General features: G+C 59.6%; 9 protein-coding genes. 5 read left to right on the top strand and 4 right to left on the bottom strand.

The window, feature by feature from the left end:
* The coding region (locus tag ACS8YF_RS19010) for a PfkB family carbohydrate kinase (RefSeq protein WP_440851684.1) at positions 1–171 on the top strand (171 nt) is incomplete at its 5' end.
* 212 nt (positions 172–383) lie between these two features.
* On the top strand, positions 384–1,106 hold the full coding sequence (pyrF, locus tag ACS8YF_RS19005; protein WP_440851683.1) for an orotidine-5'-phosphate decarboxylase: 723 nt from the start codon (positions 384–386) through the stop codon (positions 1,104–1,106).
* Between the two features lie 6 nt (positions 1,107–1,112).
* On the opposite strand, the gene ACS8YF_RS19000 is transcribed toward pyrF, so the two are convergent.
* The 4 genes from ACS8YF_RS19000 to ACS8YF_RS18985 all read right to left on the bottom strand — a co-directional run bounded on the left by ACS8YF_RS19000 (position 1,113) and on the right by ACS8YF_RS18985 (position 4,872).
* On the bottom strand, positions 1,113–1,979 hold the full coding sequence (locus tag ACS8YF_RS19000; RefSeq protein ID WP_440851682.1) for an amidohydrolase family protein: 867 nt from the start codon (positions 1,977–1,979) through the stop codon (positions 1,113–1,115).
* Entirely contained in the window at positions 1,979–3,118 is a 1,140-nt protein-coding gene (locus ACS8YF_RS18995) for a mandelate racemase/muconate lactonizing enzyme family protein (protein WP_440851681.1), read from the bottom strand. The genes ACS8YF_RS19000 and ACS8YF_RS18995 overlap by 1 nt, the downstream gene beginning before the upstream one ends.
* The gene (kdgD, locus tag ACS8YF_RS18990) at positions 3,118–4,020 is read right to left on the bottom strand and encodes a 5-dehydro-4-deoxyglucarate dehydratase (RefSeq protein WP_440851680.1); all 903 of its coding nucleotides are present in this window, start codon (positions 4,018–4,020) and stop codon (positions 3,118–3,120) included. Before kdgD ends, ACS8YF_RS18995 begins: the two co-directional genes overlap by 1 nt.
* Before the next feature lie 90 nt (positions 4,021–4,110).
* Positions 4,111–4,872, bottom strand: a complete 762-nt coding sequence (locus tag ACS8YF_RS18985) for a FadR/GntR family transcriptional regulator (protein ID WP_440851679.1) — start codon at positions 4,870–4,872, stop codon at positions 4,111–4,113.
* Between the two features lie 932 nt (positions 4,873–5,804).
* Here ACS8YF_RS18985 and ACS8YF_RS18980 point away from each other — a divergent pair.
* The 3 genes from ACS8YF_RS18980 to ACS8YF_RS18970 all read left to right on the top strand — a co-directional run bounded on the left by ACS8YF_RS18980 (position 5,805) and on the right by ACS8YF_RS18970 (position 10,019).
* The gene (locus ACS8YF_RS18980; protein ID WP_440851678.1) at positions 5,805–6,818 is read left to right on the top strand and encodes a TRAP transporter substrate-binding protein; all 1,014 of its coding nucleotides are present in this window, start codon (positions 5,805–5,807) and stop codon (positions 6,816–6,818) included.
* Positions 6,819–6,961: 143 nt separating this feature from the next.
* Positions 6,962–8,845, top strand: coding sequence for a TRAP transporter large permease (locus tag ACS8YF_RS18975; RefSeq protein ID WP_440851677.1), 1,884 nt, complete (start codon positions 6,962–6,964; stop codon positions 8,843–8,845).
* 370 nt (positions 8,846–9,215) lie between these two features.
* Positions 9,216–10,019: an NAD-dependent epimerase/dehydratase family protein gene (locus tag ACS8YF_RS18970; RefSeq protein WP_440851676.1), complete on the top strand. Its 804-nt coding sequence runs from the start codon at positions 9,216–9,218 to the stop codon at positions 10,017–10,019.
* Positions 10,020–10,236 lie beyond the last annotated feature (217 nt).

Here is a 10,236-nt window from a genome sequence, read left to right as displayed (position 1 = left end):
ACGGTCGGCGCGGGTGACGGTTTTGCGGTCGGCTTCATCAGCGCCCGGCTGGAAGGCGCTACGCCGCGGGCCGCGCTTGAGCGCGCCAACGCGATCGCCGCCCGCGTGATTCAGTATCCGGGCGATTCGGACGGGCTGCCGCTACTGAAAGAGCTCATATCGCGCGAATGAATATGACAGCCGGCGCCAGTAGCCGGGGCTGCGTTGTGCACGCAGTTCCGTAGAGCGCCGCGTGTATCTGTTTTCGTTAGTTCTCACAGCGCTACGGCCCTCGACGGGCGCGACGGCGGCGCCTTGCGCGAGCGGTATAATCGCCCCACATGCCCTCAGTCCGTCCGAATAACACACCGCGACATTCGCTCGCCCTGCCCTCGACTCGACCTATGCGCCACCTCCCAGACAATCGCGACCGCTTGATCTTCGCCCTCGACGTACCCGACACCGATGCGGCCCGCGCGTTGGTCGCAACCCTGGGCGACACGGTCACCTTCTACAAGGTCGGCCTGGAACTGGCGATGTCGCCGGGCTATTTCGAGCTGGTCGACTGGTTGAAGACGCGCGGCAAGAAGGTCTTCGTGGACGTAAAACTGTTCGATGTCCCGGCCACCGTGGCGGCCGCGGTCGCCCGGCTGGATGCTCGCGATGTGGACTTCATTACCGTTCACGGCAACCAGGGCATCATGGAAGCGGCCGGCGCGGCGCGCAAAGGCAACGCGAAGATCCTGGCGGTGACCGCGCTCACCAGCCTGGATCGCGGCGACATGACCGATCTGGGATTCGACTGCGATATCGACGAGCTCGTGCTTTCCCGCGCCCGGCGCGCACTGGAAGCCGGCTGCGACGGCATCGTTTCCTCGGGCCTCGAACTGGAGCGCTTGCGCGCCGAGGCCCCGGAGACGCTGATCACGGTCACACCAGGCATCCGTCCCGTGGACAACGAGGCCCCGCCGGACGACCAGAAACGCGTGATGACACCGGCCCGAGCCATCGCGGCCGGGGCCGATTATCTAGTGGTGGGGCGCCCGATCCGGCAGGCGACGGATCCTGCGGCGGCGGCCGCGGCCATTCAGGAAGAAATCGTCGCCGCGGTGCTCGCGCGCAGCTGAGTCGGCTCAGGCAAAGCCGTAGAGCGCGGCCGGATTATCGACCAGGATGCGCCGGCGCGTCGCCTCGTCGGCCATATCCGCCAGATTGTCTAGCAGGACGGCATCGTCCGGGTAATCCGCACGCGCGACGCCGACATGCGGCCAGTTCGAGCCCCAGATCACGCGCTCCGGCGCATGCGCGATCACACGGCGCGCGATCGGCGCGACATCGGCGAAATCCGGCGCACCGACACGGCTGGTTTCGTACAGGCCGGCAATCTTGAACCAGGCATTGCCGCGGTCGATCAGCCGCAGCAGTGTATCCACGCGTGGATCATCGGCCGCTACCGGCGCCAGGAACTTGCCGGTGTGGTCGATGATGTAGTCGACCTGGATCGCTTCCAGCACCGGCCGATGGCGCTCGATCTCGCGGCCGTCGAACTGCACCATCAAATGCCAACCCCATCCGCGGATACGGGCTTCGACTTCGGCCATGCCGTCGATACCCACAGCACCGCCCGGCAGATTCATGATACGGGCCCCGCGCACGCCGAGTGCATGGTATTCGGCCAGCTCGGCATCGGTCGTGTCCGGCCCGACGACCACCACACCGCGCGCGGTTTCGGCGCCGACGGCTTTCAGACCCGCGATCGTCGCGCCGTTATCGAACTGGTAAGCATTGGACTGGGTGATGACGACCCGTTCCAGGCCCAGGCGGCGCTGGACCACGGCATAATCGTCGGGCGTGGCCAGTTCGGCGATCGGCGGCCCGCCGGGCTGCGACGCGTAACCCTCGAGATAGACATGGATGTGACAGTCGGTTGCGCCTTCGGGCACATCGATCCGGGGTGCCGGGCCATCGAGAGGGCGCGTGTTAACCGGGATATCGCGCATCAATCGGCGTCCGCCCGGACATAGCGCGTCAACGCATCACGATCGATCTCGATGCCAAGACCGGGCCCCTCCGGCACGCGAACCCACCCCTGCTCGTGCTCGATCGGCGCGCGCAGGACCGCCTGACGAATCGGATTCGGGGTGCGGTCGAATTCCAGTATCGGCGCCCGGGGGCTGGGTCGCGGGGGCGCGAACGGGATGGTCGCCAGGCAATGCAGGCTGGCGGCCAGTGCGATGCCGCTGCCCCAGACGTGCGGGACGATACGCACGCCATACAGGCCGGCCATGTCGACGATACGACGCATTTCGCTGAAACCGCCGGTGCCGCAGACATCCGGCTGCAGGATATCGACCGCCCCGGCTTCCAGCGCCTGGCGCATGCCGTGGCGACCGTGCCAGGTTTCACCGCCGGCCAACGGCAAAGGCTGCGCTGCGCGCACCCGGGCGTACACCGCCGGTTCTTCCGGGATCACCGGCTCCTCGAACCAGTCGATGTCGAAGCGCGCCGCAGCTCGCCCGACTTCGATCGCCTCGAGTGCATCGTAACCGTGGTTGGCGTCGATCATCAGCTGGGTCTCCGATCCGATCGCCTCGCGTACCGCGGCGATCGTCGCCATATCCTCGTCGTAGCCAAACCCGATCTTGATCTTGACCGCAGCGAAGCCTTCCGCGACATAACGTGCCGTTTCCGCGGCGGTGGCCGCGGTGCGATCCGGGCCGTCCGGACGAAAGCCGCCTGTGGCATAGGCCTGGACCGTGTCGCGGAAACGACCGCCCATCAACGTGGACACCGGCACGCCGAAGTGCTTGCCCTTGATGTCCCAGAGCGCGATATCGATGCCCGACAGCGCGGTCACGGTCACGCCACGCTGCCCCTGATCGCGCAGCGCGTGATAAAGCTCCAGCCAACGCACGTCGGTAGCCAGCGGATCGCGCCCAATCAGCAACGCGGCGTATGCCTCGACCGCCGCCGCGTTCACCCGTGGCGGGCCGAGACACTCACCCCAGCCGATCGTACCATCGTCGCAGATCACTTCGACGAGACAGTGCTGGCGCCGCTCGAAGCGCCCGGAAGCGCTCTCGAATGGTTCGGCCAGCCCGTGATCCAGGCCGTGCGTGCGGACCTCCGAGACACGCATCAGCCGGCACTCCGAATGAGCGAAGCCATCATCTCGCTCTCCTCTTCGGTGAGATCGGTCAACGGCGGCCGCACGGGTCCGGCATCGAACCCAGCCCGGCGCACGCCAGCCTTGATCGCCGACACCGCATAGCCCACGTTGCGGTCGCGGATCGCAGCGAAGGGGTAGAAGAAATCGTTGAGGATGGCGGTCGTCTGCGCATGATCGCCGGCACGCAGCGCGTTGTAGAAGCGCTGAGCCAGCTCCGGCACAAAGTTGAACACGGCCGAGGAATAGGTCGTGACCCCGGCGCCCAGATAGGCCTCGGCGAACAGTTCCGCCGTCGGCATGCCACCCAGATACGTGAGCCGGTCGCCGAGTCGCGCCGTGATCTCGCGGACCAGACCGATATCACCGGAGCCATCCTTGAACCCGATGAGATTCGGGCAGCGCTCGCACAAGGCTTCGAGCGTATCGGCCTGCAGGATCGAGTTGCCGCGATTGTAGACGATCACGCCGACATCCACGGCTTCGCAGATCGTCTGGATATGCGCCATCAAGCCCGCCTGACTGACCCCGATCAGATAATGCGGCAACAGTAGAATACCATCGGCTCCGGCGGCCTCGACCTCGCGCGCAATCGATACGGCCATGCGCGTGCCATAGCCGCAGCCGGACACGATGGGCGTGTCACCGGCCGCGGCCTTGGCCTCGCGCACGATCTGCGGGATTTCCTCAGGCGCGAGCGAGAAGAACTCCCCGGTGCCTCCGGCGGCAAACAGGGTCGCCGCGTCGAAGCCGGACAACCAGCCGATATGCTCGGCATAGGGCCCGGGCGCGAAGTCGCCGTCGGCATCGAAAGGCGTGACCGGGAAGGAAAGCAGGCCGGAGGCCAGCGCGGACTTCAGTTCAATGGGCTGCATAAGATTCGGCGGTACCGCTCCGATTGCGTGGTGGATACCGCCGACCCTAACTCATCTTATCTCATAATTGAAGAGATATTACCACATGGTCTAAGCGCCACGAATCAGGCGCCGATAGCGATTCTGGCTACCCTTGAGGTGCGCCCGCATGGCTTCGCGGGCGCTGTCGATATCGCGTTCCGACACCGCCCGAATGAGGGCGAGATGCTCGGCCTGGATCTGCTCCATGTAGCCCTCGGGCGCAGCAGCCTCGACATTTTCGGGCAACGCCGAACGCGGTATCAGATGCTCCCCCATGAGGGTAAGAAATTCGCGAAAACGCGGATTGTTGGTGGCGTCCGCCACCGCCAGGTGCAGCGCCATATCGGCCGCGACGGTGGGCTGATCCGCTTCGATGAGACGGTTCAGGTCGTCGAAGCGTTCGAACAGAATCTCTTCCTGAGCCGGCGAGCGGCGCTCGGCGGCCAGCGCCGCGGCCTCGATCTCGATGGCCGAACGCAATTCCAGCACTTCGATCATCGAGGATATTCGCGCCCGATCCACCGGTTTGAAGCCAGGCCCCTGCTCGGTGGGCTCGCGCACGAAAACGCCCACGCCATGGCGGACATCGACCAGCCCATCGGCGCGCAGTGAAGCGATAGCTTCCCGCACCACCGTGCGGCTCACGCTGTATTCGCGCGTCAGGCCCGCTTCGCTGGGCAGCTTGTCGCCCGGCCGCAGGTCGCCACCAACGATGAACTCGCGCAGACGACCACTGACTTCGGCGACGAGATTGCGTCGGTTCTTCTTCTTTTTCAATGGTGCAGCCGCACGTTTTTTTGGCGTATCCGCGCTGATTTCTGGATTACTCACGTCATTCACCCCTTGGTGCTCGAGCCGGTCCCACTGTCAGATTTTCCCGCCCAGCCATCCGCAGCAAACCATGCCTTTTCGACCAACGTCTTAATTGTATGATCACCGTAGCTCTGTCATCTTACAACAACCGTGATCGGCACGCACCGAGGAAGGAGCTGCATGATGACCCTGAGAACCTTACACGCCGTACTTTACTTATCGCTGACCTGGCGGCCAGCCGGTAGCCATTCCGGCCCAGACTCACTTACGGACGGACCGCCTCAACGGTCGCCCTCCTTCCGAGGACAGCTCCCAGATAAAAGTCGCATATCGTTCTAGGAAGTACTAGGCGACCGTCGATCAATAGTGAGTGGAATCGCTCCCCAATTTGTAGATGCAATGATGGCAACTGACAAGGTTCCGGCACAACACGTTAAGCGAGCGCGAATGTGGAACGTCGCGGAAGCCGCCCAGGTTTCAATTACGAGCCTATCGCGCCGTTTCAGCGACAAGTGTGTGCGCTTGTCGCGAGACTTGACGTTTCGCAGCGAGTATTCAGTCAGCCGTCTCGGATATCGCCAAGATCACATAGCCGCCGGCTCGCGTGGCGGCAGTAAGCAATTGACGGGAAGGGCGCTTGTCGCGGCGCAGCATAATCCGTACAGCCTCGGTCCTGCCGGACGAAAAGCCAGGCGCATGCTCCTAGCCCGCGATGCGGATGGAGTTGACGTGTTCGAACGCCAATATCTTGCGATTCTAGGTTGTGATCGGATCGCTGGTCTCGATAACGACGCCCCATACACCCGTTATAGATCACTTGGCAGATCGTGGGTGCAATAAACGGCGCTTGTTTCACGAACCCAGCATTGGGCTCGGATCGCGCGTTTCACTCACATAGGTGGTGCTTGAATCGTTGTCGCTTAGTATAAGCCACTAAAATGGAGTCTCTCATGAAGATCAACTCGAAAGTCGCATGCTTTTTCACAACGGGAATCGCCCTCACGGCCATGGCAACAGGCACCGCCTGCGCGGCCACAACACTTACATTATCCGACGATCAACCCCCGAACTACCCGACGGTACAAGGGGATAAGGCCATGGCCCGCTATCTTAGCGCGATTAGCAACGGTCAGATGACTATTAAAGTTTATCCCAATGGCCAACTCGGCAGTGAACAGTCGGTTGGCGAACAGGTCCAATCCGGTGCGATTGATATGGCCCGGATTAACGCTGCTCCACTAGCCAACTTTGATTCCAAAATGGGCGTGTTAAGTCTGCCTTATATCTTTACCAGCAAACAAGGTGAATGGCGCGTTCTCAACGGCCCGATCGGCCATAAGCTTCTGCAATCTCTCAAGAGCGCCAAGATGGTCGGCCTCGCCTACTACGACTCGGGTCAACGCAGCTTTTACACCACGAAAAAAGCTGGCCCGATCAAATCCATCAACGATTTGAAAGGCATGCGCATTCGAGTGCAGAAGAGCAAGCCCATGATCGCCATGATCAAAGCGTTGGGGGCCACCCCCGTGCCCATGTCCTATGGCAACGTATACAGCGCATTGCAAAATAATGCGATCAGCGGCGCGGAGAACAATATACCGTCGTACGGCCCCTATGGCGTACGCCATTACGAGGTTGCCCCTAACTATACGTTCGACAGTCACTCGCGCGTTCCGGAGGTTGTCGTTGTTGGCTTGAATACATGGAAAAAACTCTCGTCACAACAGCAGGCCTGGTTGCAGGAAGCTGCCCTTGCTAGTGAAGCCGTCGAGGAAACAGCTTGGCAGCAACTAGTCCAAAGAACGCGTAATAAATTGAAAGGCAAGGCTAATTTTTATCATGTGGATGCCGCAAAGTTTCAACAAGCTATGGGCCCAGTGTACAAAAAATACGGAAAAGAATACGGCAGCTTGATTCAGGAAATAAAGAACGCGGAGAAAGAATCAAGCCAAGAAAGCAAGTAATAGACATACTTGACGGAATCATACGCTGCGAACGATTGGGCGATGATGTCTGAAAATCATGATGAATTTTTTCATTGCCGTCGCGGCTTATGCGGCGACGGCGATGACTTGTTGATGATTATGAGTTTATCCGGTGTATTTCAATGAAAAAAATTGCTGCCCGAGCCGAAGAGGGATTTGCTCGATGTATTGAGATTGTATGTGTAGCGCTTTTTATTGCCATCACACTGGATATCTCTTTTGAAATACTTGGGCGTTATGTTCTGGGCTCGCGCGCGCCAGCTTGGACTTTAGAACTAGCTTTGATGCTGATGATTTGGCTAAGCATGCTCGGTGCCGGGCTAGGCGTGCGTCAGGGCACCCATATAGCGGTCATGTTCGGCGTTCAGACGCTACCACGGCCCCTACGTGTCGTCGCCTACCGATTGGCTTGGCTGGCTGTCGCGGCTTTTGCCTGTTTTCTTATCTGGCAAGGTTGGTTATCGGCGCAACAAGCCATGTCCGAATCATTTTCGACCATGAACGTCGCCGTAGGCTGGATGAACCTCGCGGTGCCGGTTGGCGGCGTCTTGATGGTAGTTTATGCCGCGTTTAACCTTATTCAGGCGGATGTGCCAGTCGCTTACGATAACGCTGTTTCGGTCGGGTTCTTGGCCAGAGCGACGGCAATTGCGCTGATCTTGCTAGCCCTTGGCTGCGGTGTAGCGACACTGGGCGTTCAGACGATGATGGGGCCGACCGGCGTGTTGGCCGGTTCTTTCGTCGTGCTACTTGGCCTGTCGGTGCCGGTCGCCTTTGCATTGGGTCTGGCCAGCTTGGTCACCGCGCTGTGGATGGGCGTTCCAGGCTCGCTCGTTGCCCAGCGCCTGATTGGTGGTATCGACTCCGGGCCGCTGCTGGCCATTCCCTTTTTTATTTTAGCTGGGCAGATCATGGCCCAGGGCGGTATAGCATACCGGCTGGTGCAGTTTGCTCGGGTGCTGGTCGGCCCGATACCCGGCGGGTTGGCCATGGTCAATGTTGTGACTTCGATGTTGTTTGGTGGTATTTCCGGCTCAGCAGTGGCTGACGTTAGTGCCACCGGCTCCATGCTTATCCCGACGATGAGAGCCGAGGGTTACGATGCCGACTACAGCACGGCAGTGACCGTTGCCGGTTCAACTCAGGGGATCATTATCCCGCCCAGTCAAAACGCGATCATATACAGCCTGGCTGCTGGCGGTGTTTCGATCAGCGGACTGTTTCTTGCCGGTTACATACCGGGATTTATTATCGGCGTATCGCTGATGATCGTCGCGGGTATCATCGCCGTTCGGCGAGGTTATTCTGGCACGCCACGCCCGCCGCTCGGCGAGTCTCTTCGTATTTGTCTTGCTGTTATACCGGCGTTGGCGGTCGGTGTGGTCATCGTCGGAGGCATCGTATTCGGTTTTTTTACAGCCACGGAATCCGGCGCAATCGGCGTTTGGCTGGCGTTGCTGGTTACTGGACTGATTTATCGCGAATTGACTTGGCAGAAGCTCTGGCACATTGGCGCGCAGTCGGTTCGCGTGACCACCATGGTGATGTTCCTGATCGCGTCCGCGTCAGCGTTTGGCTGGCTCATGGCGTTTCTCAGTATTCCACATGACCTGGCGGCGGGATTGACTCATGTTTCGAGCAACTGGGTCATTCAACTCCTTCTACTCAATATTCTCGTATTGATGCTTGGCGCGGTCATGGATATGGCGCCGCTAATCTTGATCCTGACGCCCGTTTTGCTGCCCATCGTCACAGCTCCGCCGATCAATATGTCGCCGGTCCATTTCGGGATTGTACTGTTGCTCAATCTAGCGATCGGATTGACTACACCGCCGGTGGGCACCGCACTGTTCGTAGGTAGCGGCATTGGGGGCGTATCGCTGGAAAGTGCAAGCAAGGCCATGCTCTATTTCTGGCCGCCCCTGATCATTGTGTTGCTTTTAGTGACGTATGTGACCCCGGTTGTTGAGGTGCTACCTCATCTATTCGGCGCTCTTATGCAGTGAGATTCCGCAGCAAAGGATACCCAGCCTCATAAAAATCGCACCTAATACAGGCTGTCAACCAGGAATTAGCACAAGTCGAAGCATTAGCAATGAGACGTTTGAGTAGGTGAGCCGACCGTCGCGTTTTGCCGATGATATCTGCGATATTTTGATAACTACGCTTAGCCATAGCGCTCCAACACGGTTATGACGTTTTGCTCGCATTTGCAGCCCCTTGGGCTATTGAATTTCAACATAAGCGACTTGTGTCTCACAACAAAAATTAATCCGAACTTTATATCTCAAGTTCTTCTAGATTACTTCAACAAGACCGATGACTGGAGTTTCTGGATGGACACTAAATTGATTCGAAATCGCTAAGGAGCAAGCCATGCTGCAACGGCTTCTGTTGACGGGCGCGGCCGGCGGTGTAGGCACCGCGCTGCGGCCGTTCCTGCCACGAATTGCACACCATGTCGTACTCTCGGACCACGAGGTCGTAACCGACACGACTGAATACGAGAGCTTCATCGCCTGTGATCTGAGCGAACGCGCGGCGGTGCGTGATCTGGTGGCCGGATGCGACGGCATCGTCCATCTAGGTGGTATATCAATCGAAAAACCCTTCGATATGATTCTCGATGCCAATATTTTGGGTACCTACAATGTTTTCGAGGCGGCCCGGGCGCACGGCCGACCCCGCATCGTTTTTGCCAGCTCCAATCGCGTGACAGGCTATTACAAGCGCGAAGATAAAGTTGATACCCATTGCGTGCCCCGCCCTGATTCGCTCTACGGTGTCTCGAAAGCCTTTGGCGAGAATCTCGCGCGCCTGTATTTCGATAAATTCGGCCAGGAATGCCTGTCGATCCGGATCGGCTCCTGCTTCAAGCAGCCGAAGAACCCGCGCATGCTTGCGACGTGGCTAGCAGCAGAAGATCTGGCCACTCTATGCGAGCGCGGGTTCACGGCGCCGCGCGTGGGGAATACGATCATCTACGGCGTATCGAACAACGACGAGCGCTGGTGGGACAACTCGGCCGCGGATTTCCTGGGCTGGCGACCACGCCATAGCGCCGCCCGGTGGCGGGATACGGTGCTTGCCGAGGCGGCCCCACAAGATCCGGACGACCCTGCCGTGGTCTATCAGGGTGGCGATTTCGCAGCCGCCGGCCATCCGGAAGACACCCACTGATTGTGTTGAACATACACACGCCCAGCGCTTGTATTACATGGTGATCGTCACCATCAACCCGCTAACGGCTCAAAGGAGCGAAGGCGCGCCATGGCGACAGATGGAATGTCTTCGCTGTTCTTAATTGTCTTGATCTAGAAAGTGTCCGTCCAGAAACTCCAACTATCTGATTGCGTTGTAGAATCGGGGCAATATAAAAGTGGAAAACTCCGGGCGC

Source organism: Salinisphaera sp. SWV1 (assembly GCF_052044155.1).
Lineage (GTDB): Bacteria > Pseudomonadota > Gammaproteobacteria > Nevskiales > Salinisphaeraceae > Salinisphaera.
This window is presented reverse-complemented; position numbering and strand designations above follow the sequence as displayed.

Coding starts and splice junctions, on each gene's coding strand:
- pyrF (WP_440851683.1), top strand. CDS start 384: ATGCGCCACCTCCCAGACAATCGCGACCGCTTGATCTTCGCCCTCGAC.
- ACS8YF_RS19000 (WP_440851682.1), bottom strand. CDS start 1,979: ATGCGCGATATCCCGGTTAACACGCGCCCTCTCGATGGCCCGGCACCC.
- ACS8YF_RS18995 (WP_440851681.1), bottom strand. CDS start 3,118: ATGCGTGTCTCGGAGGTCCGCACGCACGGCCTGGATCACGGGCTGGCC.
- kdgD (WP_440851680.1), bottom strand. CDS start 4,020: ATGCAGCCCATTGAACTGAAGTCCGCGCTGGCCTCCGGCCTGCTTTCC.
- ACS8YF_RS18980 (WP_440851678.1), top strand. CDS start 5,805: ATGAAGATCAACTCGAAAGTCGCATGCTTTTTCACAACGGGAATCGCC.
- ACS8YF_RS18975 (WP_440851677.1), top strand. CDS start 6,962: ATGAAAAAAATTGCTGCCCGAGCCGAAGAGGGATTTGCTCGATGTATT.
- ACS8YF_RS18970 (WP_440851676.1), top strand. CDS start 9,216: ATGCTGCAACGGCTTCTGTTGACGGGCGCGGCCGGCGGTGTAGGCACC.